The sequence below is a fragment of the Rhodoplanes roseus genome (assembly GCF_003258865.1).
Lineage (GTDB): Bacteria > Pseudomonadota > Alphaproteobacteria > Rhizobiales > Xanthobacteraceae > Rhodoplanes > Rhodoplanes roseus.
Window position 1 is genome coordinate 1 of record NZ_NPEX01000098.1, and the last position, 20,450, is coordinate 20,450.

The window sequence follows — 20,450 nt, forward strand, 5'->3', positions numbered from 1 at the left end:
TACGCCGCGGCGGCCCGACAGGTCGGGGCGGGCTACGGCGCTACGACTCCGACGCCTTCGCTACTCGACCTCGTCGGTGATCACGGTGAAGTTGGCGAGGTCGGCGCGGCCGAACGAGGTCGAGATCGCCACGTCGGTGGCGTCGCGGCCGCGCGCCATCAGGATGCGGCCGATGCGCGGGGTGTTGTGGCGGGCGTCGAACGTGTACCAGCGGCCGCCCAGATAGGCCTCGAACCACGCCGAGAAGTCCATCGGCTGCGGGTCCTTCGGCACCCCGATGTCGCCCAGATAGCCGGTGCAGTAGCGCGCCGGGATGTTCATGCAGCGGCAGAACGTGATGGCGAGATGCGCGAAATCGCGGCAGACGCCGCGCTTCTCGGCATGGCCCTCGGCGGCCGTGCGGGTCGCCCGTGCGTGCGAGTAGCCGAAGGTCAGGCGGTCGTGGACGTAGTCGCAGATCGCCTGCACGCGGGCCCAGCCGGGCGGCGAGCCGGAGAACAGCGCCCAGGCCTGCTCGGCGAGGTGCTCGGTGTCGCAATAGCGGCTGCCGAGCAGGTAGATCAGCGCGTCGTCGGGCAGATCCTGGACCGGGATCTGGGCCGCGTCGGGGGCGACCGCGTCGGGGGCGCCGCTGTCGGCGATGAGGAAGTCCGCCGAGAACCGCACCCGTCCGGCCGGGGCCATGATCCGGGTGCAGACATTCTCGAACTGGTCGCGGTACTCGCGCGGCTGGAGCGGCGGATCGAAGGTCATCTGCTCCGAGGTGACGAGGTCGATCTGTCGGGACGGATGCACCGAGAGCAACAGGATCATCGGGGTCGGCTGCGGGCAGTCGAAAGCGATGTCGTAGCCGGCACGGATTTTCACGCGATGCGGTCTCCGGTTGTGGGCACGGGGGCGTCACCCCCGGGAAAATGCAAGCCGGGTGCCAATCCTGCAGCACCGTCGGGGTTCCCTTCCGGGGTCGACGGAGCCCGCGGCCCTGCCGGGACGACTCGCCCGTCAGTCTCCGGGGCCGTCCTCGGACGTGACCTGCACCTCCACCGACATGCCGAGCTCGTCCTCGGGGCTGCCCCGGAACGTGCCGGTGAGCGGGACGGCTTGCGAGGGCAGGCGCGCGACGGCGACCCGGACGAGGTCGCGATTGCCGATGATGCCGTTGGTCGGGTCGAACTCCACCCAGCCGGCGCCCGGGATGTAGACTTGGCACCACGCATGGGTCGAGCCGCCGCCGAGCCGGCGCGGCCCGTCCCGGGTCGGCACGTAGAGGTAGCCCGAGACGAATCGCGCCGCGAAGCCGAGCGCCCGCACCGCCTCGATCATGAACAGCGCAAAGTCCCGGCAGGTGCCGCGGCCGAGCCGCAGGGTGGTGAGCGGGTCCTGGGTGCCGGTCTCGGTGCGCCGGTTGTAGACGAAGCTCTCGCCGATGGCGGTGGTCAGCGTCATCAGCAGCCGGCCGGTCGGGGTGTCCTGGCCGGGGCGGAGGAACCGCTGCGCCCAGCGCTCCAGCTCGCCGGCCGGATCCGGATAGTTGCGCACGATGAAGGGGGCGAGGTCGGGCTGCTCGTCCTCCGCATAGGCGAACGGGTAACTCTTGGCGTAGTCCTCGCTCTGGAAGTCGACCGGGTCCGGGAAGTGCTCGACCTCGATTCGGCTCTCGAAGCTGAGCTCCTCGGCCGCGCTGTCGAAGCGGGCGAGCGCCACCGCGTTGCCGAAGGCGTCGTGCACCCAGCGCACCGACTGCGGCGTCGGGACGATGCGCAGCGACGAGCCGAGCAGGCGCTGGTCGTAGGAGTCGCGCGGCCGGAACATCATCCGATGCTCGCCGAAGCCGACCGGCCGGCGATACCGGTAGGTCGTCAGATGGCGCACCTTCAGGATGGTCATGGCCGCGAGCGTCTCTCGAGGGTTGTCGTCCGGAGCGTCGGGTCGGCGGGGGATGGCCGGTTCCCGGACTAGGCGCCGGCTCCAGGTCTCAACTTAACGCGTTCCCGCGCGATTGCGACGCCTTGCCCGCGAGGGGGGCGATACGATATAGACGCGGCAGTCCGGGCCGCCGACAACCTCGACGCCGCCCGAGCACAACGCGAGCATGCCGACCTGTCGGGAGCACCCCTGGGGTGAACTTCTGGCAAGGCCGGCTGACGGCGTTGAACGGATCGCTCCCCGGTTCGGGGCCGATCCGGCTCCCGCGGCACCTCAATGCTGCGGCACCCGGACCCAGCATGTCCCGACCGCTCGGTAGATCGGGCCGGCCCACTCCCCTCCCGGACAGGGAGGGTGTGGCAGCCGAAGGCTACGGGGCCTTCGGCCCGAGCGGTCAACACGGACGTTTCGTCAACACCAGCCCGCCGGCTGTCCCGTCAGGAGACTTCATGGCTCAGACCGCTTACGCCACGCACGCCGCTCAGCCTCGCGAAGACTTCGCGGCCATGCTCGAAGAGTCCTTCACGCAGGGCAACCTGCACGAAGGCACCGTCATCAAGGGAACCGTCGTCGCGATCGAGAAGGATCTCGCGGTCATCGACGTCGGGCTGAAGACCGAGGGGCGCGTGGCGCTCCGCGAGTTCATGGGTCCCGGACGGCAGAACGAGGTCAAGGTCGGCGACACCGTCGAGGTCTATCTCGAGCGGGTCGAGAACGCGCTCGGCGAGGCGGTTCTGTCGCGTGACAAGGCACGCCGCGAGGAGAGCTGGGGCAAGCTCGAGCGCGCGTTCCAGAACAACGAGAAGGTCCAGGGCGTCATCTTCAACCAGGTCAAGGGCGGCTTCACGGTCGACCTCGACGGGGCCGTGGCGTTCCTGCCGCGCAGCCAGGTGGACATCCGCCCGATCCGCGACGTCACGCCGCTGATGAACGTCCCGCAGCAGTTCCAGATCCTCAAGATGGATCGGCGCCGCGGCAACATCGTGGTGTCGCGCCGCACCGTGCTGGAAGAGACCCGCGCCGAGCAGCGCCAGGAGCTCGTCCAGAACCTCGAAGAGGGCCAGGTGATCGACGGCGTGGTCAAGAACATCACCGACTACGGTGCGTTCGTCGACCTCGGCGGCATCGACGGCCTGCTGCACGTGACCGACATCGCCTGGCGGCGTGTGAACCACCCGTCCGAGGTGCTGAACATCGGCCAGCAGGTCAAGGTCAAGATCATCAAGATCAACCACGAGACCCACCGCATCTCGCTCGGCATGAAGCAGCTTCAGGCCGATCCGTGGCAGGGCATCGAGGCGAAGTATCCGGTCCACACGCGGCTCAACGGCCGTGTCACCAACATCACCGACTACGGTGCGTTCGTCGAGCTCGAGCCGGGCATCGAGGGACTCATCCACGTCTCCGAGATGTCGTGGACCAAGAAGAACGTCCACCCGGGCAAGATCGTCTCCACCTCCCAGGAGGTCGAGGTGCAGGTGCTCGAGGTCGATCCGGTCAAGCGGCGCATCTCGCTCGGCCTCAAGCAGACCATGCGGAACCCGTGGGAGGTCTTCGTCGAGAAGTACCCGCCCGGCTCGGTGGTCGAAGGCGAGGTCAAGAACAAGACCGAGTTCGGCCTGTTCCTCGGCCTCGACGGCGACGTCGACGGCATGGTCCATCTCTCCGACCTGGACTGGAAGCGTCCGGGCGAGCAGGTGATCGAGGAGTTCAAGAAGGGCGACCAGGTCCGCGCCCAGGTCCTCGACGTCGATGTCGAGAAGGAGCGCATCTCGCTCGGCATCAAGCAGCTCGAGGGTGATCCCTTCGCCGAGGCCGGCGACGTCCGCAAGGGCGCCGTGGTGACGGGCGAGGTGGTCGAGGTGAAGGAAGGCGGCATCGACGTGAAGATCGTCGGCACCGACCTGACCGCCTTCATCAAGCGCTCCGAGCTCGCCCGCGACCGCTCCGAGCAGCGCCCCGACCGCTTCGCAGTCGGCCAGAAGGTCGATGCCCGCGTCACCCAGTTCGACCGCAAGTCGCACAAGGTGCAGGTCTCGATCAAGGCGCTCGAGGTGGCCGAGGAGAAGGAGGCGATCGCCCAGTACGGCTCGTCCGACTCCGGCGCGACGCTCGGCGACATTCTCGGCACGGCGCTCAAGCGCGCCAACGAGAAGAAGGACTGATCGGACGCCGATCCGGCCCGGGGCGGCGCCCCGGGCCACGCGGGGCGACGCCCCGACGACCGGACCGATCAACGGAACGTTTAGGAACCGGCCGCGCGAGCGGCCGGTTTCGCCTTTTCGGCGCCCGATTTGTGCATAATGGCGAAGAAGACCGTGTCCCGCCGTCCGGGACCGGCAGTCAGGAAGCTCCCGATGTCGCTCGACGCCGATGCTCTCGTGGACCGCCGCCGGATGCGGCGCAAGCTCACCTTCTGGCGCGTTCTCGCCGTGCTGGTCGCCGTGGTGGGCATCGTCGCCGTCGGGATGGCGCTGCGTGGCCGCTCCGAGCTCGGCTTCGGCGAGCCGGTCTCGGCCCAGATCGCCCGGATCGGCATCTGGGGCGTCATCCGCAACGACCAGGAGCGGGTCGAGGCGCTGGAACGGCTGGCGAAATCGCGCGCCGCCAAGGCCGTGATCGTCCACATCGACAGCCCCGGCGGGACCACGGCCGGGTCCGAGCAGCTCCACACGGCGCTGCGCAAGCTCGCCGAGAAGAAGCCGACCGTCATCGTCGTCGACGGCATGGCGGCCTCCGGCGGCTACATCGCCGCCATGGCGGGCGACCACATCGTGGCGCAGGGCAACTCGATCGTCGGCTCGATCGGCGTGCTGTTCCAGTATCCCAACGTCTCCGACCTGCTGAAGACCCTCGGGGTCAAGGTCGAGGAGGTGAAGTCCTCGCCCCTCAAGGCGTCGCCCAACGGCTTCGAGCCGACCTCGCCGGAGGCGCGGGCCGCCATCGCGGCCCTGGTGGCCGATTCCTACGACTGGTTCCGCACCATGGTGCGGGAGCGGCGCGGCATCGACGGCGAGCTGCTCGCCAAGGTCACGGACGGGCGGGTGTTCACGGGCCGGCAGGGGATCGAGCTCAAGCTCGTCGATTCCATCGGCACCGAGGAGACGGCGATCGCCTGGCTCGCCAAGGAGAAGGGCATCGACGCCAAGCTGCCGGTCCGGGACTGGAAGCTCGACCCGCGCATCGGCGACCTGTCCTTCCTGCATCTCGGCGGCGCCGTCCTGCTCGAGGCGGCCGGCCTCGGGCCGCTCGCCCGCATCCTCGGACGCTCCGGGACAATCCAATCTTTTGAAAGCCTTAGTCTTGACGGTCTGCTGGCGCTTTGGCACCCTGCGGCGTCGGACTGAGCGGCGGCTCGACAGCCGGACGGACCGGTGTCGCCCGTCGGGCCTCCCGTGAAGGGGGCATCGTCGGTGGACGCCGATACCGGTGCTCTCCTGATCTCGTCGCTGATCGGCGGAAACGACAGATGATCAAATCGGAACTTGTCCAGCGCATCGCGGCGCAGAACCCGCATCTCTACCAGCGGGACGTGGAAAACATCGTCAATGCGATCCTCAACGAGATCACGGCGGCGCTCGCCCGCGGCGATCGCGTCGAGTTGCGCGGCTTCGGCGCCTTCTCGGTGAAGGAGCGGCCGGCCCGCACGGGCCGCAACCCGCGCACCGGCCAGCACGTCGAGGTCGACCAGAAATGCGTGCCGTTCTTCAAGACCGGCAAGGAGATGCGCGAGCGGCTGAACCGCCCGGAACCGCAGGCCTGAGTCTCGCGGCGGCGGGTTTTCGGCCCGGCCGTCGCCCGATTGACCGAAAGTGATTTCAACATGATCCGCAAGATCCTCGCTGCCGTCATTCTCGTCCCGTTGGCGATCGCGCTGGTCGCGCTCGCGCTGGTGAACCGGCACGCCGTCCCGATCTCGCTCGATGCCTTCAACGCCGGCGACCTCAGCCATGCCGTGCAGGTGCCGCTGTTCGTGCTGGTGGTGGGCGTGCTCGCCATCGGCGTCGTGCTCGGCGGCGTCGCCACCTGGCTCGGCCAGGGCCGCTGGCGTCGCGCCGCCCGTCGCGCCGAGTGGGAGCTGGGCTCCGCCCGCGCCGAGATCACCGAGCTCAAGCAGCGTCTCGCCGACGCCGAGGACGAGGGCCGCCGCTGGCCGCCCCGCGCCCTCCAGCGCCCGGCCGCCTGAGGCGACAGGTCCGGTCGGCACCGTCCGGCGGCCCGCGCGCTCGTTCGCCCGGCCGCAGACGTCTCCTTGCGGCTGCGCCGGGGCGATCACACCTGTGTCGGATCATCGTGCCGGCTGATGGGCCGGGGCACGATGGGCGCCGGGTCCTCACCGGCTGCATGTCCTTTCGGCAGGGTGTCCGGCGGACGACGGAGGTGGTGCCATGAACGCCCCGGACATCAACCGTTCGATCCTGCGCATGCATGTCGCCGCGATCGAGGCGAAGCACCCGCTGAAGATCATCGGGCTTCTGCCGCATGGGAGCATCGGCCACGTCTTCGCCGACAATGCGCTGGAATTTCTCGCCGAGAAGCAGTCCGGGCTCGATCTGCTGGGTTTGGCACAGGCCGAGGTCGATCTGGCCGAGCTGCTCGGGCGTCCGGTCGGGATCGTACTCGTCAGCGGGCTGAAGGGCCGGGAGGCCGTGGACTTTCCACGGCTCGTCGAGCCCTTATGAGCCCGATCGAAAGCCGATCCGACCTCGATCGACTGCGAGACGCCCGCGAATATGCCCTGGACACGTGGAGCAATGCGGGCGGACTGGACGCCGAGATCCTCGCGGGAGCCAGGCAACCCCTCCATGCGGCTCTGTTCGATCTGGTCGTCGTCGGGGAGGCCTTGAACAAGGTGTCCGCCGAGGTGAAGACCGCAGCACCCGACATTCCCTGGCAAGCGATCGTGGGCTTGCGAAACGTCATCGTGCATTCCTACTGGCAGATCGACCTGGAGCTTGTCGCCGACGTCATCGCCAACCGAATCGATCCGCTCGTCGCCGGCCTGGATAGGCTGATCACTTTGGTCCAACGCCCATCGCCATGACCCTCCTCGTCAAAATCTGCGGCCTGACGACTCCCGAGGCGCTCGATGCGGCGATCGCGGCGGGGGCCGACATGGCCGGTCTGGTGGTGTTCCCGCCGTCGCCCCGTCACCTCGATCCGGCCGACGGCCGCGCGCTGGCGGCGCGGGCGAAGGGCCGGCTGCAGACCGTGGCGCTCACGGTCGATGCCGACGACGCGCTGCTCGACGAGATCGTCGCGGCGCTCGACCCCGACATGCTGCAGCTCCACGGCAAGGAGACGCCGGAGCGGGTCGCGGCCGTGAAGGCGCGATTCGGCCGCCCCGTCGTCAAGGCGCTGGCCATTGCCGAGGCGGCGGATCTCGCCCGGGTTCCGGCCTATGCGGCGGTCGCCGACCGGGTCCTGTTCGATGCCCGCCCGCCGAAGGGGGCGACCCGGCCGGGCGGGCTCGGCCAGGCGTTCGACTGGACCCTGCTGGCGGGGCTCGACGCCGGCCTGCCCTACATGCTGTCCGGCGGGCTCGGTCCCGACAATGTCGCCGAGGCGCTGCGGATCACCCGGGCCCCGGCCGTCGACGTCTCCTCCGGCGTCGAGCGGGCGCCCGGCGACAAGGACCCGCAGAAGATCGTCGACTTCGTCCGTGCGGCCCGGGCTGCCGCGGCAGCCGCTCCGGCGCAACCGGACCGCGCGGCTTTGCCTCTCCCCTGACGGCCGGCTTGGTGCTAGCAAGGGGCCGATCATGACGGCCCCGTGACCTGTCGCGGGCGACGGCGGTCTCGCGCGCTCCGCGGGACGTCGTGCCCCGCAGTCCGCCGGCCCGCAACCGAGTTTCCGCCAGGACCCGCATGAGCATCCAGCAGAAGCCCAATTCGTTCCGCACCGGCCCGGACGAGCGTGGCCATTTCGGCCTCTATGGCGGCCGCTTCGTCGCCGAGACGCTGATGCCGCTCGTGCTGGAGCTGGAGGCCGCCTATGCGGAGGCCAAGGCCGATCCGGCGTTCAAGCGCACCATGGACGGCTATCTCGCCACCTATGTGGGCCGACCCTCTCCGCTCTACCTGGCCGAGCGCATGACGGCGCATCTCGGCGGGGCGAAGATCTACTTCAAGCGCGAGGACCTCAACCACACCGGCGCCCACAAGGTGAACAACGTGCTCGGCCAGATCATGCTGGCCAATCGGATGGGCAAGAAGCGCATCATCGCCGAGACCGGCGCCGGCATGCACGGCGTCGCCACGGCGACGCTGTGCGCGAAGTTCGGGCTCGACTGCATCGTCTACATGGGCGCCGTCGACATCGATCGGCAGCAGCCCAACGTGCTGCGCATGAAGGCGCTCGGCGCCGAGGTGCGGCCCGTGACGTCGGGCTCGTCCACCCTCAAGGACGCCATGAACGAGGCGCTGCGCGACTGGGTCACCAATGTCGCCGACACGTTCTACTGCATCGGCACGGTGGCGGGCCCGCACCCGTATCCGATGATGGTGCGCGACTTCCAGTCGATCATCGGCATCGAGGCGAAGGCGCAGATGCAGGAGGCCGAGGGCCGCCTGCCGGACTCGCTGGTCGCCTGCATCGGCGGCGGCTCCAACGCCATGGGCCTGTTCCATCCGTTCCTCGACGACGGCTCGGTCGAGATTTTCGGGGTCGAGGCGGCCGGGCACGGTGTCGACACCGGCAAGCACGCGGCATCGATCACGGGCGGGCGGCCCGGCGTCCTGCACGGCAACCGCACCTATCTGCTGATGGATCCGGACGGGCAGATCGACGAGGCGCATTCGATCTCGGCCGGCCTCGACTATCCGGGCGTCGGCCCCGAGCACGCCTGGCTCGCCGACATCGGCCGTGTGACGTACCTCTCCGCCACCGACGACGAGGCGCTCGATGCCTTCAAGCTGTGCTCGCGCCTGGAGGGCATCATCCCGGCGCTGGAGCCCGCGCACGCCCTCGCCAAGGCGATCGCACTGGCCCCGCAGAAGCCCAAGGACCACCTGATGGTGATCAACCTCTCCGGCCGCGGCGACAAGGATCTCGAAGCCGTCGCCCGCCATCTGGGGGGGGCGTTCTGATGTACGCCATCGCTTTCGACCTCGACGTCAATATCCTTCGACGGACTTATGGCGATCCCTACAACAACGCCTATTTCGAGGTGCGGCGCGAACTCGAGGGTATCGGCTTCAAGTGGACGCAGGGCAGCGTCTATCTCTACGACGGCGAATCCACTCTCACGGCGGTCTACAAGGCGATCGATACGCTGCGCGCGATCGATTGGTTTCGCCAGTCAGTGCGCGATATCCGCGCCTTCAAGGTCGAAGACTGGTCGGATTTCACAAGCGTCGTGCGCGGGAGCAACGGGGGACCGCACTGAAATGACCACCCGCATCGACACTCGTTTCGCCGCGCTGAAGCGCGAAGGCCGGGCCGGGCTCGTGACCTTCGTCTCGGCCGGCGACCCCGATCCCAAAACCTCGCTCGCCATCCTGAAGGCGCTGCCGGCCGCCGGGGCCGACGTGATCGAGCTCGGCATGCCGTTCTCCGATCCGATGTCGGACGGCCCGACCATCCAGGCGTCGTCGCAGCGCGCCCTCAAGCACGGGCAGACGCTGGCCGGGACGCTCGACCTGGTGCGCGCCTTTCGCGAGAGCGACGACGCGACCCCGATCGTGCTGATGGGGTACTTCAATCCGATCTACGTCCACGGCGTCGATCGCTTCCTCGCCGAGGCCAAGGCCGCCGGCGTCGACGGGCTGATCGTCGTCGACCTGCCGCCCGAGGAGGACGACGAGCTCTGCGTCCCGGCCGTGGCGGCCGGGATCAACTTCGTCCGCCTGGTCACCCCGACCACCGACGCCAAGCGGATGCCGGCCGTGCTCGCGAACACCTCGGGCTTCATCTACTACGTGTCGATCACCGGGGTGACCGGCACGGCCAAGCCGGACTTTTCCGCGGTCGGCCGTGCCGTCGCCGCCATCAGGGCGAAGACGCCGCTGCCGATCGCGGTCGGCTTCGGGGTGCGCAGCGCGGACGATGCGGCCGCGATCGCCCAGGGGGCCGACGCCGTGGTGGTCGGCTCGGCGCTCGTCGCCGCCATCAAGTCATCACTCGATCAGAACGACGCCGCGACGCCCGGCACCGTCGATGCGGCGGCCGGTCTGGTGCGGCAGCTCGCCGGCGGCGTGCGCAGCGCGCGGCGTCCGGCCGCGGAGTAACGTGCCATGGACATCACGTCGATGAACTGGATCTCGAACGTCGTCCGTCCGAAGATCCGCAGCTTCCTCAATCGCCGCGAGGTGCCGGAGAATCTCTGGATCAAGTGCCCGGAGACCGGTCAGCTCGTCTTCTACAAGGACGTCGAGTCGAACCAGTTCGTCATTCCCGGCTCGAACTATCACATGCGGATGAGCGCGCCGGCGCGCCTCAAGTCGATGTTCGACGGCGAGACCTGGTTCGACATCGGCGTCCCCGGCGTGCCGGCCGATCCGCTGAAGTTCCGCGACACACGGCGCTACAGCGAGCGCCTCAAGGACGCCCGCGCCAAGACCGGCCTCGGCGACGCCGTGAAGCTCGGCTTCGGCAAGCTCGAGGGCCAGCCCGTCGTGATCGGCGTGCAGGAGTTCGAGTTCATGGGCGGCTCGCTCGGCATGGCGGCGGGCGAAGCCATCATCGCCGGGATCGAGACCGCGATCGACAAGCAGACTCCGTTCGTCCTGTTCGTCTCCTCCGGCGGCGCCCGCATGCAGGAGGGCATCCTGTCGCTGATGCAGATGCCGCGCACCACGGTCGCGGTGCAGCGCCTGCGCGAGGCGAAGAAGCCCTATATCGTGGTGCTGACCAATCCGACCACCGGTGGCGTCACGGCGTCCTATGCGATGCTGGGCGACGTCCACATCGCCGAGCCCGGCGCACTGATCGGCTTCGCCGGCCCGCGCGTGATCGAGCAGACCATCCGCGAGCGCCTGCCGGACGGCTTCCAGAAGTCCGAGTATCTCAAGGCGCACGGCATGGTCGACATGGTGGTGCATCGCCACGAGCTGCGGCCCACCATCGCGCGGATCTGCCGCCTGCTCACCAAGCAGCCGGCGCCAGAGCCGCCGACCAACCTGCCGGCCGTCGCCGAGCAGCCTGCGCAGCCGGCCGAGCCGGTCGCGTGAGCCATCCGCTCCGAGCTCTCTCCGCCCTCACCCTGAGGAGCGGAGAAGGCGCGTCTCGAAGGGCGAGGGAGGCCACGGCGCTGGCCTCGTGGTTCGAGACGCGGCCTGTGGCCGCTCCTCACCACGAGGGGCGAGTTGGTCGAGGGGCGCGCCGGCAGCAGCCGCGGTCGCCATGACCCCGCCGGCCCCCGTCGACGCCATCCTGGCGCGGCTGCTGGCGCTGCATCCGCGCCGCATCGATCTCACGCTCGGTCGCATGACGCGGCTGCTCGCCGCGCTCGATCATCCGGAGCGGCGGCTGCCGCCCGCGATCCACGTCGCCGGCACCAACGGCAAGGGCTCCACGCTCGCCTTCATGCGGGCCATGCTGGAGGCGGCGGGCAAGCGCGTCCACGTCTACACCTCGCCGCATCTGGTGCGCATCAACGAGCGCTTCCGTCTCGCCCGTGCCGGCGGCGGCGAGCTGGTCTCGGATCAGGAGCTGTCCGACGTCCTCGCCCATTGCGAGCGGCGCAACGGCGGTGAGCCGATCACGGTGTTCGAGATCGAGACCGCGGCGGCCTTCATGCTGTTCGCGCGTCATCCCGCGGACGTGCTGCTGCTCGAGGTCGGCCTCGGCGGGCGGCTCGACGCCACCAACGTGGTCGAGCGCCCGCTCGCCAGCGTGGTGACGCCGGTGTCGATGGACCATGTCGAGTTCCTGGGCGACACGTTGGCGAAGATCGCCGTCGAGAAGGCCGGTATCCTGAAGCGCGGCGTGCCGGCCGTGATCGCCCGCCAGATCGACGTCGCCCGCGACGTGCTGGTCGAGCGCGGCGAGGCGGTCGGCGCGGTGATGCACGTCGCCGGGCAGGATTGGATGTCGGCCGAGGAGCGCGGCCGGCTCGTCTTCCAGGACGGCGACGGCTTGCTCGACCTTCCCGCGCCGCGCCTGTTCGGCCGCCATCAGTTCGACAATGCCGGCACGGCGATCGCGGCGTTGCGCGCCGCCGGCCTCGGCCTGCCGGTCTCGGCCTACGAGCAGGGGCTCGTGAAGGCCGAATGGCCGGCCCGCATGCAGCGCCTCACCGCCGGCGCGCTGGTCGCGGCCGCGCCCGCGGGCAGCGAGCTGTGGCTCGACGGGGGCCACAATGCGGACGGCGGACGCGCCGTCGCGGCGGCGCTCGGCGATCTGGAGGAGCGCGTCTCGCGCCCGCTGGTGCTGATCGTCGGCATGCTGTCCACCAAGGACGTCGTCGCCTTCCTGCAGAACTTCGTCGGCCTCGCGCTGCGGCTGGTCGCGGTGACGATCCATCAGGAGAAGGGCCTGCCGGCCGAGGACATCGCCGTCTATGCCCGCGACATCGGCTTGCCGACGGATGTCTGCGACACGCTCGATCAGGCGCTCGCCCGGGTCGCTGCGCTCGACCTCGATCCGCCGCCCCGCATCCTGATCACCGGCTCGCTCTACCTCGCCGGAGAGGTCCTGGCCGCCAACGGCACGCCGCCGCGGTGAGCCTCGCGCTCAGGGGCCGCGCTCTGCCGGTGCGTCTTTCGTGCTCACATACGCCTCCGGATCGAACGGTTCGCTGGCGAACACCAGGAGCTGGGCGTCGGCGGTGCGGTAGGTGTGGCGCGCCCAGACGCCGGGGGCGAGCAGCAGCGCCGTGCCGGTGTCGTCGAGCCGCACCGTGACCTCGCGGCCCGCTACGGCGAGCTCGATCTCGATCACGCCGGCGAGCCGCACGAGAAGCTGGCGCGCCGAGCGGTGGGCGTGGCCGCCGCGCGTCGTGCCGGCCGCGGCCGGCTGCACCACGAACGCCCGTTGCGGCACGAACGGCAGGGCGTCGAAATCGAACGGATGCAAGGCGCCGCGCGCGTCGCGGCGGGACGGAACCGGGAAGAGCGCGACGGCTCCGCCGAGCGCGGCGATGTCGTCGACGCTCACCATCGCGCGTCCGTCCTCAGCCGTGGTCGGCCCCGACGGCCGCGGTGACGCTGGCGAAGCCGTCGCGGCGCAGGAGCTTTGCGAGGTCACGCTTGATCGTCACGGCGAAGCCCGGGCCGTTGAACACCAGCGCCGAGTAGAGCTGCACCAGCGAGGCGCCGGCGCGGATCTTGGCGTAGGCGTCCTCGCCGCTCGACACGCCGCCGCAGCCGATGATCGGCACCTTGCCGCCGGTGTGGCGGTACATCGAGCGCAGGCACTCGGTCGCGAGACCCATCAGGGGGCGGCCGGAGAGGCCGCCCTCGGCGTCGCGCCAGCGGCTGCGCAGCGTCGGCGGCCGCGTCACCGTGGTGTTGCCGACGATCAGGCCATCGACACCGGTCTCCAGCACGACCTCGGCGATGTCACGGACCTGGTCGTCGTCGAGATCAGGGCCGACCTTCAGCAGGATCGGCGGACGTTTCGGCGCGGGCTCGGCGCGCGCGGCGTCGGCGGTACGATCGCGGGCCGCCATCACGCGGCCGACCAGTGCTTCAATGGGGGCGCGCGCCTGCAGACCGCGCAGGCCCGGCGTGTTGGGCGAGGAGACGTTGACCACCACGTAGTCGACCAGCGGCGCCACGGCGGCAAGACAGGTCTCGTAGTCGGCGGCCGCGTCCTCGGACGTGCGGTTCTTGCCGATATTGGCGCCGACGATGCCGCGCGACGGGGCGCCGGACTGGCGCCGCGCCCGCAGGCGCTCGGTGAACGGGCCGAGCCCCTCGCTGTTGAAGCCGAAGCGGTTGATCACCCCCTCGTCCTCGTCGAGCCGGAACAGGCGCTGGCCCGAGTTGCCGGGCTGCGGCTGCGGCGTCACGGTGCCGGCCTCGACGAAACCGAAGCCGAAGCCGAACATCGCGTCGATCACCTCGGCATGCTTGTCGAAGCCGGCGCCGAGGCCGATCGGGTTCTTGAAGTCGAGGCCCCACACCGAGGTCGCGAGGATCGGATCGTCGGGCGAGGCAGTCGGCCGCATCAGGCCGCGCTTGAGGCTGACGACGGCGAGCCGGTGGGCCTGCTCGGGGTCGAGGAGCTTGATGGCCGGTCGGACGAGGCTGTAGAGGAGGTCGTGCATCGCGGCGCGTCAGCTCCGGCCGAACAGGCGGCCGATCCAGGCACGGATCACGGCCATGGCGAGGGCGAAGCCGGAGATCGGCTTGGCGGCCGGCCGCGGCGGGGCCGCCGGCGCAGGCCGGGTGGCGGCGGACTGGGCGGGCGCCAGCGGCGCATCCCGGGCGACCTGCTCGCCGGCCTGCGGAAGGACCGCGCTCTCGTCGGCCGGCGCCAGCGGCGGGCTGGTCGCCAGCTCGGTCCGCAGCGCCTCGGCGAACTGCTTGATGAGCTGCCCGGCCGTCGCCTGCACGATGCCGATGCTGCGGCCGTATTGCGCGACCGTCCCGGTGAGGGTCAGGTTGGTGTGCACCCGCACGGTCGATCCGCCCGCCGACGGCTCGACCCGGAAGCCGACCACCGCGTTGGCGCCACCGCGGCCCTTGCTGTCGGTGCCCTGCGCCGTCACCCGGCAGGCGCGCGCCGCCGCGTCGATGTCCTCGAACTTCACCACCCCGCCGAACGAGAGCGCCACCGGCCCGAGCCGCACATGGGTGCGGCCCTTGTAGGTGCGCTCGTCCACCACCTCGGTCAGTTCGGCGCCGGGCATGCAGGGCGCGATCCGCTCGATGTCGAGGAGCAGCCGCCACGCCTCGTCGGGCGGCAGCGGCACCTCGAACGCATTGTCGAACTCCATCGTCTTGTCCTTGGCTGCCGGCGGGCCCCTCCCGGCCAGGAGCGGCACCGGTCGATGTCGGCAGCGGAGGCCCCCGTGCGGCATCGGCATGCTCCGCCCGCCGCGCCCGGAGCGGCGCCGCGGTGCGGACGGGGGCTGTTATCGCGGCGGACCTGTGCCGATGCAAGGCGCCGCCGGCGCGGGCCGGGTCCGCGGGCGTCGTTCTCCACCGGGAAGGGGGGCCGGGGCGGGGAAGCGCCGCGCCCGATCTGGTCGTTCCGGGGCGCGCCGCAGCGCGGCGCCCGGAACGGCGCAGGAGGCGTCAGCCGGTCTGGCCGGCGCGCAGCGGGACGACGTCGCGGGGGCCGAGGTGCTCGGACAGCTTGATGCGGTCGTACTCGGCCCAGACGTGGCTGAGCCAGTAGCGGACATAGCCGCGCAGCACGAACGAGTAGGCGGCGGTCTCGCCCTTGGCGGTCTTGTTCGCCACGAAGGTGAGGAACGGCACCGAGGAGAGCTCGACCTGCTCGGCCGCCATCTCGTTGAGCTTCGGGATGGTCAGCTCGGAGACGCCCTGGAGGCGCTTGAAGTAGTTGTCGTAGGTGGCCTGGTCCCACTCGAAGAACGACGTGTTGTTGATGAAGTTCTTCACCAGGTGGTACTTGGTGCCGCTGACGTGCTCGGCCGTCTCGGCGATCTCCTCCAGCGACGAGATCGACGGCCCGAGGATGTGGAACAGCGTCAGGCTGATCTGGCCTTTTCGGGCCGCGTCCGTGAAGCCGATGTCGCGCAGCGCCTTCAGGGTCGGGGTGAGCAGGCCGGCCCGCACGTCGATCACGGTCACCTGCGACTCCGACAGCGAGTCGAAGATGCGCATCTGGTCCGGCACCGTGGTGATGTCCACGATCTCGGTGATGTCGGGGTGGAAGCGCTTCAGCGTCCCTTTCGGGGACTCGGTGTCGAAGGCGCGGGTCGGAAGCTTGCGGGCCAGCAGATAGTCGAGAAGCGTGCGGGCGACCGTCGTCTTGCCCACGCCGCCCTTGTCTGCACCCACCAGCACGACGGCTGGGCTCGCCATGACGATCCTTCCCGATATCGCGAATCACTGGCCGCAGGTTACGCCAGCCCGCTCGCGCGTGCATGTCGGAACCACTGCAATGATCGCGCCATCCACGACGGAGGCGCAATTCGGCTCAGCGTCGCGGGCCCCACGGGCCGGGGATCGGGAACGGCGTGCCGAGCCCGCCCGGGCCGGGCGCTTGTCCGGGCAGCGGAGCCGACTGTCCCGGCGGCGATGGGGTACCGGCCGGATCGGCGGTGCCCGGCACGTCGCCCCAGGGACCGTGACGGGGCTCGGCGCCGGGGCCGGGCAGCTGGTCCTGGCCGGTCTCGTCGAGAGCAGGGTCGTCGCCCGGCGGCGGCAGGGCGATCGGACCGGGGTCGTGGCCGCCGGCGAACTTCACCAGCGCCGCCACCCGCGAGTCGACCGAGGGATGGGTGGCGAACAGATCCGCAAACCCCTGGCGCGGATTGTCGACGCACAGCTCCATCACGGCCGAGGTGGCGCCCGGCAGCTCGCCGCGGCCCTCGATCTTGCGCAAGGCCGAGATCATGGCGTCGGGGTTCTTGGTCAGCTCGACCGCGCCGCCGTCCGCCAGATACTCGCGCGAGCGCGACAGGGCGAAGCGGATCACCGAGGAGAGCAGCCACGCCACCGCCACCAGCACGACGGCGATCAGGATCGCGGCCCCGCCGCCGCCCTTGCCGCGATCGCTGTCGGAGCTCGACCGCGAGCCGCCGCTCCAGCGCATGTTGAGGCCCATCCGGAACACCAGCTCGGCGACGAACGAGATCACGCCGGCGATGATCACGGCGATCACCATCAGGCGGACGTCGCCGTTGCGGATGTGCGTGAGTTCGTGGCCCAGCACGGCTTCCATCTCGGCATCGTCGAGGCTGTTCAGCAGGCCGGTCGTCACCGACACGGAGTACTGCTTCTCGTTCAGCCCGGTGGCGAAGGCGTTGAGCGCATCGCTGTCGATGATCTTCAGCTTCGGCATCGGAATGCCGCGCGAGATGCACAGGTTCTCGAGCAGATTGTAGAGGCGCGGCTGCTCCTGGCGCGTCACCTCGTGGCCGCCCGTGACGGCGTCGATCATCGCCTGGTGGAAGCGCCAGGCGATGGCGATCCACAGGCCGGTGCCGAAGGTCGCGAACGGGAACGCCACGATGAAATCCTGCCGCGCCTTGGCGAGCAGCCAGGGCAGGGAGGCGTTCGTCGTCATCGCCTCGCCGGCCAGCGCGCCGGCATAGACCAGCACGTAGACGAGGCAGAACAGCCCGATCAGCAGGACGATCGACCGCCGCCGGTTGGATTGGATGTGGGTGTAGAGCCCGTAGGCCATGGCGTTACCGAGGGACGTGATTGAAAAGGAAGAGCCCCCCACCCCCGGCCCCTCCCCGCCAATTGCTGACGCAATTGGGAGGAGGGGAGTCGATGCGCACAGCATCCCTCACGCGAGAGGTGAAGCGCTTCCGCCCCCCTCCCGCCCGCGCGCGAAGCGCGTGGTGGGGAGGGGTCGGGGGTGGGGGGTACTTCACGTCATGACCTCCGGCGATATCGGCCGGCGCTCAGAACTTCACGGCCGGCGCCTGCTCGAGCGTCTTCCGCTCCTCGCCGACATCGAAGAAGGTCTGCGGGTGGAAGCCGAAGGAGCCGGCGAACAACGCGGCCGGGAACTGCTGGATGCCGGTGTTGTACTCGCTGACCGCGTTGTTGAAGAAGCGCCGTGCCGCCGCGAGCTTGTTCTCGATGTCGGAGAGCTCGGTCTGGAGCTGCTGGAAGTTCTGGTTCGCCTTGAGGTCCGGATAGGCCTCGGACAGGGCGAAGAGCTGGCGCAGCGCGCCGCTGAGCTGGTTCTCGGCGGCGACCTGCTGGTCCGGGCCCTGGGCCGAGATCGCCCGGTTGCGCGCCGCGACCACCGCCTCGAGCGTGCCGCGCTCGTGGGTGGCGTAGCCCTTCACGGTCTCGACCAGGTTGGGGATCAGGTCGTGGCGCTGCTTGAGCTGCACGTCGACGTCGGCGAAGGACTGGTTCACGCGCTGACGCATCGCGACCAGGCCGTTGTAGACCGTGATCACCCAGAGGACGAGAACGACGATTGCGCCGAGGACGATCCAGGCGGTGGTGGACATGGGTGGGCTCCAAAAGAGGCGGTAGCCGGAACGTGGGGGCGCCGGCCGGAGTCGGTCGCGCCGCGGCTCAGTATAGCGGATCGCGATGCGGTGCGGCGGCGTGCCACGGCGGCCCCCGCGCCGCGTCGCCACGACTTGGTCGGCCGGTCTGCTCGTCCGGTTCAATCGTGCGGTCGGAACAGAGGCGCCCCGCCGTCACGGCACGCAGGCAAAAAAAGAGAGCCCCGAGGGGCTCTCTGTCGTCGTCGTCGATCGTGGCGCCGGGCTCACCAGCCCCAGGGGCCACCGTATCCGCCGTAGCCATAGCCGTAGGCCGGCCAGCCGCAGACGTTCACGCGACGCCATCCCCACGGGGTGAAGCGCCAGCGCCAGCACGAGCCGTAATAGCCGGCACCGACGATGCCGGCGCCGACGAAGGCCGGGCCGATCCACGGGCGGCGATAGCGCCAGCCCGGACGGCCGCCCCAGTAGGGACGCCGCCAGCCCGGATAGCCGCCGCCGTAGATCGGACGCCCGACGAAGCGCGTGCCGCCGACGAAGCCGGGACGACCCACGAAGCCCGGCCGGCCGACGAAACCGCCGCCGCCGAAGCGCGGGCCGGCGAAGCCGCCGCCGCGGAAACCACCGCCACCGAAGCCGCCACCGCGGAAGCCGCCGCCGCCGAAACCACCGCCCCGGAAACCACCGCCGCCGAAGCCACCACCGCCGTGGAAGCCGCCGCCTCCGCCGCGGAATCCGCCGCGCTGGGCGTCGGCCGCCGAGGTGCCGAAGAACAGCACCATGGCCCCGATCGCCAGCGCGCTCACGAGGCCGCCTCTCACCCTGTTTGTCCAGAAACGCATGGTCTGTTGTTCTCCGAACTGTTCTTCTCGCCTCGCCCGCTACACACAGTCGCACGTTCAGGTGAACCGCCACTGAACGGCACGGTTCCCGTGCAGTCATCTCGATGAACGCATGTGAACCGAGGGGCCGAGGAGGCGCATTGCACGCGCCGATCGCGGCGTCACCGAGGCGCTGCGGCTCGCCGGGGCCCGGATCGGGCCCGATCTGATCACGAAAATATGAAAGCGCCAGAAGGAGTTCGCAGGCCGACGAGGAGAGGCGTCCGCGGCGGCGCGGATGCTGCACTGCGGTTCGCCCGGGTCAGGCGAAGGATCGGTCAGGCGACCGCCTGGTCGATGATCTTCTCGGCCGCCTCGAGATCGACCGAGACGAGCTGAGACACGCCGCGCTCCGCCATCGTCACCCCGAACAGGCGGTTCATCCGCGCCATGGTGATCGGGTTGTGCGTGATGACGACGAACCGGGTGTCGGTCGACTTGGTCATCTCGGTGAGGAGGTCGCAGAAGCGATCGACGTTGTGGTCGTCGAGCGGTGCGTCGACCTCGTCCAGGACGCAGATCGGCGCCGGATTGGTGAGGAACACGGCGAAGATCAGCGCCATCGCGGTGAGCGCCTGCTCGCCGCCCGACAACAGCGACAGCGTCGCCGGCTTCTTGCCGGGCGGCTTCGCCAGGATGTCGAGGCCGGCTTCGAGCGGGTCGTCGCTCTCGGTGAGCTGCAGCTCGGCCGTGCCGCCGCCGAACAGGCTGGCGAACAGCCGCTTGAAGTGCTCGTTGACGATCTGGAAGGAGGCGACCAGGCGGTCCCGCGCCTCCTTGTTGAGGCTCTGGATGCCCTGGCGCAGCCGCTTGATGGCGGCGACAAGGTCCTCGCGCTCGGAGGTCAGCGTGGTGTGCTGCTGCTCGATCTCGCGCAGCTCGTCGTCGGCCCGCAGGTTCACGGCGCCGAGCCGCTCGCGCTCGCGGCGGAGCCGATCGAGCTTCTCCTCGACGGCGGCGAGATCCGGCAGCGCGGCCTCGGGAGCCAGCTCGGCGAGCGCCAGCAGGGCCGAGGGCTCGACCTCCAGCACCTCGTGGATCTCGCGGGCGACGTCGGCGAGGCGCCGCTTGGCCGCCTCGAAGCGCTCCTCGGCGCGCACCGCCTGCTCGCGGGCGTTCGCCATGGCGTCGCGCGCCGCATTGGCGGCCCGGTCGGTCTCCTTCTGGGCCGTCTCGGCGGCGGCCAGCGCGTCCCCGGCGGCGCGGCGCTCGGCCTCGGCGGCTTCCACCTCGCCGATCAGCGCGCGCCGCTTGAGGGCGAACTGGGCGGGCGCGTCGGACAGCTCGTCGCGCTCCTGCTCGGCCTCGGCGAGCCGGGCCGCCAGCGTCTCGATCTGGGCGCCGGCGCCGTCCTTGCGGGTGCGCCACGCCTGGATGTCCCCCGTGACGGTGGTCAGCCGGCGGGTGGTGAGGTCGATCTCGCGGGCCAGCGCCTGGGCGGCGGCGCGGGCCTCGGCCTGGGCGGCGCGCTCGCTGCCGGCGCGGGTGCGCAGGTCGGCGAGGTCGGCCTCCAGCTTGTCGGTCGGCTCGAGCTCCTCGAGCGAGGCGGCGGCCTCCTCGGCGGCGGCGCGGGCCTCGTCGCGGGT

22 protein-coding genes are annotated in these 20,450 nt (G+C 70.2%); 12 read left to right on the forward strand and 10 right to left on the reverse strand.

Annotation, left to right across the window (positions count from 1 at the left end):
• Nucleotides 1–60 precede the first annotated feature (60 nt).
• Nucleotides 61–867 (reverse strand): transglutaminase-like domain-containing protein, encoded by an 807-nt coding sequence (locus CH341_RS15320; protein ID WP_111419878.1) that lies wholly within the window; start codon nt 865–867, stop codon nt 61–63.
• A 135-nt stretch (nt 868–1,002) separates the two neighbouring features.
• Nucleotides 1,003–1,887, reverse strand: coding sequence for a transglutaminase family protein (locus CH341_RS15325; RefSeq protein WP_111419879.1), 885 nt, complete (start codon nt 1,885–1,887; stop codon nt 1,003–1,005).
• 488 nt (nt 1,888–2,375) lie between these two features.
• On the opposite strand from CH341_RS15325, the gene rpsA reads away from it, so the two are divergent.
• From rpsA to CH341_RS15380, 12 genes are all read left to right on the forward strand, one after another.
• Nucleotides 2,376–4,091 (forward strand): 30S ribosomal protein S1, encoded by a 1,716-nt coding sequence (gene rpsA, locus CH341_RS15330; RefSeq protein ID WP_111419880.1) that lies wholly within the window; start codon nt 2,376–2,378, stop codon nt 4,089–4,091.
• A gap of 192 nt (nt 4,092–4,283) precedes the next feature.
• On the forward strand, nt 4,284–5,273 hold the full coding sequence (gene sppA / locus CH341_RS15335; protein WP_111419881.1) for a signal peptide peptidase SppA: 990 nt from the start codon (nt 4,284–4,286) through the stop codon (nt 5,271–5,273).
• 122 nt (nt 5,274–5,395) lie between these two features.
• Complete coding sequence (gene ihfB, locus CH341_RS15340; protein ID WP_111419882.1) at nt 5,396–5,689, forward strand: integration host factor subunit beta; 294 nt, start codon at nt 5,396–5,398, stop codon at nt 5,687–5,689.
• A 60-nt stretch (nt 5,690–5,749) separates the two neighbouring features.
• A complete protein-coding gene (locus CH341_RS15345) occupies nt 5,750–6,112 on the forward strand; it encodes a LapA family protein (protein WP_111419883.1) in 363 nt (120 codons plus the stop codon).
• 202 nt (nt 6,113–6,314) lie between these two features.
• Nucleotides 6,315–6,608, forward strand: a complete 294-nt coding sequence (locus CH341_RS34240; RefSeq protein WP_170149637.1) for a hypothetical protein — start codon at nt 6,315–6,317, stop codon at nt 6,606–6,608.
• Nucleotides 6,605–6,970, forward strand: coding sequence for a HepT-like ribonuclease domain-containing protein (locus CH341_RS34245; protein ID WP_170149638.1), 366 nt, complete (start codon nt 6,605–6,607; stop codon nt 6,968–6,970). The genes CH341_RS34240 and CH341_RS34245 overlap by 4 nt, the downstream gene beginning before the upstream one ends.
• Nucleotides 6,967–7,656 (forward strand): phosphoribosylanthranilate isomerase, encoded by a 690-nt coding sequence (locus CH341_RS15355; RefSeq protein ID WP_111419885.1) that lies wholly within the window; start codon nt 6,967–6,969, stop codon nt 7,654–7,656. Before CH341_RS34245 ends, CH341_RS15355 begins: the two co-directional genes overlap by 4 nt.
• A 137-nt stretch (nt 7,657–7,793) precedes the next feature.
• Entirely contained in the window at nt 7,794–9,014 is a 1,221-nt protein-coding gene (gene trpB / locus CH341_RS15360) for a tryptophan synthase subunit beta (RefSeq protein ID WP_111419886.1), read from the forward strand.
• Complete coding sequence (locus CH341_RS15365; protein ID WP_111419887.1) at nt 9,014–9,313, forward strand: virulence protein; 300 nt, start codon at nt 9,014–9,016, stop codon at nt 9,311–9,313. Before trpB ends, CH341_RS15365 begins: the two co-directional genes overlap by 1 nt.
• Before the next feature lies 1 nt (nt 9,314).
• Nucleotides 9,315–10,154, forward strand: coding sequence for a tryptophan synthase subunit alpha (gene trpA / locus CH341_RS15370; RefSeq protein ID WP_111419888.1), 840 nt, complete (start codon nt 9,315–9,317; stop codon nt 10,152–10,154).
• Nucleotides 10,155–10,175: 21 nt separating this feature from the next.
• The gene (gene accD / locus CH341_RS15375; RefSeq protein ID WP_111419896.1) at nt 10,176–11,096 is read left to right on the forward strand and encodes an acetyl-CoA carboxylase, carboxyltransferase subunit beta; all 921 of its coding nucleotides are present in this window, start codon (nt 10,176–10,178) and stop codon (nt 11,094–11,096) included.
• A gap of 172 nt (nt 11,097–11,268) precedes the next feature.
• Entirely contained in the window at nt 11,269–12,591 is a 1,323-nt protein-coding gene (locus tag CH341_RS15380; protein ID WP_111419889.1) for a bifunctional folylpolyglutamate synthase/dihydrofolate synthase, read from the forward strand.
• 9 nt (nt 12,592–12,600) lie between these two features.
• Here the strand turns inward: CH341_RS15380 and CH341_RS15385 are convergent, their stop codons facing one another.
• From CH341_RS15385 to CH341_RS15420, 8 genes are all read right to left on the reverse strand, one after another.
• Nucleotides 12,601–13,026, reverse strand: coding sequence for a sugar 3,4-ketoisomerase (locus CH341_RS15385; protein ID WP_111419890.1), 426 nt, complete (start codon nt 13,024–13,026; stop codon nt 12,601–12,603).
• Nucleotides 13,027–13,039: 13 nt separating this feature from the next.
• Complete coding sequence (locus tag CH341_RS15390; RefSeq protein WP_111419891.1) at nt 13,040–14,137, reverse strand: quinone-dependent dihydroorotate dehydrogenase; 1,098 nt, start codon at nt 14,135–14,137, stop codon at nt 13,040–13,042.
• Between the two features lie 9 nt (nt 14,138–14,146).
• A complete protein-coding gene (locus tag CH341_RS15395; RefSeq protein ID WP_170149639.1) occupies nt 14,147–14,809 on the reverse strand; it encodes an SRPBCC family protein in 663 nt (220 codons plus the stop codon).
• A gap of 301 nt (nt 14,810–15,110) precedes the next feature.
• Nucleotides 15,111–15,866: a P-loop NTPase family protein gene (locus tag CH341_RS15400; RefSeq protein WP_111419893.1), complete on the reverse strand. Its 756-nt coding sequence runs from the start codon at nt 15,864–15,866 to the stop codon at nt 15,111–15,113.
• A gap of 115 nt (nt 15,867–15,981) precedes the next feature.
• Nucleotides 15,982–17,193, reverse strand: a complete 1,212-nt coding sequence (locus CH341_RS15405; RefSeq protein WP_111419894.1) for a M48 family metallopeptidase — start codon at nt 17,191–17,193, stop codon at nt 15,982–15,984.
• A 226-nt stretch (nt 17,194–17,419) separates the two neighbouring features.
• A complete protein-coding gene (locus tag CH341_RS15410; RefSeq protein WP_111419895.1) occupies nt 17,420–17,983 on the reverse strand; it encodes a LemA family protein in 564 nt (187 codons plus the stop codon).
• Nucleotides 17,984–18,249: 266 nt separating this feature from the next.
• Nucleotides 18,250–18,804 (reverse strand): hypothetical protein, encoded by a 555-nt coding sequence (locus tag CH341_RS15415; protein ID WP_342635017.1) that lies wholly within the window; start codon nt 18,802–18,804, stop codon nt 18,250–18,252.
• A gap of 338 nt (nt 18,805–19,142) precedes the next feature.
• Nucleotides 19,143–20,450: coiled-coil domain-containing protein (locus tag CH341_RS15420; RefSeq protein WP_483475689.1), on the reverse strand; the 1,308-nt coding region annotated here is incomplete at its 5' end.

Coding starts and splice junctions, on each gene's coding strand:
- CH341_RS15325 (WP_111419879.1), bottom strand. CDS start 1,887: ATGACCATCCTGAAGGTGCGCCATCTGACGACCTACCGGTATCGCCGG.
- rpsA (WP_111419880.1), top strand. CDS start 2,376: ATGGCTCAGACCGCTTACGCCACGCACGCCGCTCAGCCTCGCGAAGAC.
- sppA (WP_111419881.1), top strand. CDS start 4,284: ATGTCGCTCGACGCCGATGCTCTCGTGGACCGCCGCCGGATGCGGCGC.
- ihfB (WP_111419882.1), top strand. CDS start 5,396: ATGATCAAATCGGAACTTGTCCAGCGCATCGCGGCGCAGAACCCGCAT.
- CH341_RS15345 (WP_111419883.1), top strand. CDS start 5,750: ATGATCCGCAAGATCCTCGCTGCCGTCATTCTCGTCCCGTTGGCGATC.
- CH341_RS34240 (WP_170149637.1), top strand. CDS start 6,315: ATGAACGCCCCGGACATCAACCGTTCGATCCTGCGCATGCATGTCGCC.
- CH341_RS34245 (WP_170149638.1), top strand. CDS start 6,605: ATGAGCCCGATCGAAAGCCGATCCGACCTCGATCGACTGCGAGACGCC.
- CH341_RS15355 (WP_111419885.1), top strand. CDS start 6,967: ATGACCCTCCTCGTCAAAATCTGCGGCCTGACGACTCCCGAGGCGCTC.
- trpB (WP_111419886.1), top strand. CDS start 7,794: ATGAGCATCCAGCAGAAGCCCAATTCGTTCCGCACCGGCCCGGACGAG.
- CH341_RS15365 (WP_111419887.1), top strand. CDS start 9,014: ATGTACGCCATCGCTTTCGACCTCGACGTCAATATCCTTCGACGGACT.
- trpA (WP_111419888.1), top strand. CDS start 9,315: ATGACCACCCGCATCGACACTCGTTTCGCCGCGCTGAAGCGCGAAGGC.
- accD (WP_111419896.1), top strand. CDS start 10,176: ATGAACTGGATCTCGAACGTCGTCCGTCCGAAGATCCGCAGCTTCCTC.
- CH341_RS15380 (WP_111419889.1), top strand. CDS start 11,269: ATGACCCCGCCGGCCCCCGTCGACGCCATCCTGGCGCGGCTGCTGGCG.
- CH341_RS15385 (WP_111419890.1), bottom strand. CDS start 13,026: ATGGTGAGCGTCGACGACATCGCCGCGCTCGGCGGAGCCGTCGCGCTC.
- CH341_RS15390 (WP_111419891.1), bottom strand. CDS start 14,137: ATGCACGACCTCCTCTACAGCCTCGTCCGACCGGCCATCAAGCTCCTC.
- CH341_RS15395 (WP_170149639.1), bottom strand. CDS start 14,809: ATGGAGTTCGACAATGCGTTCGAGGTGCCGCTGCCGCCCGACGAGGCG.
- CH341_RS15400 (WP_111419893.1), bottom strand. CDS start 15,866: ATGGCGAGCCCAGCCGTCGTGCTGGTGGGTGCAGACAAGGGCGGCGTG.
- CH341_RS15405 (WP_111419894.1), bottom strand. CDS start 17,193: ATGGCCTACGGGCTCTACACCCACATCCAATCCAACCGGCGGCGGTCG.
- CH341_RS15410 (WP_111419895.1), bottom strand. CDS start 17,983: ATGTCCACCACCGCCTGGATCGTCCTCGGCGCAATCGTCGTTCTCGTC.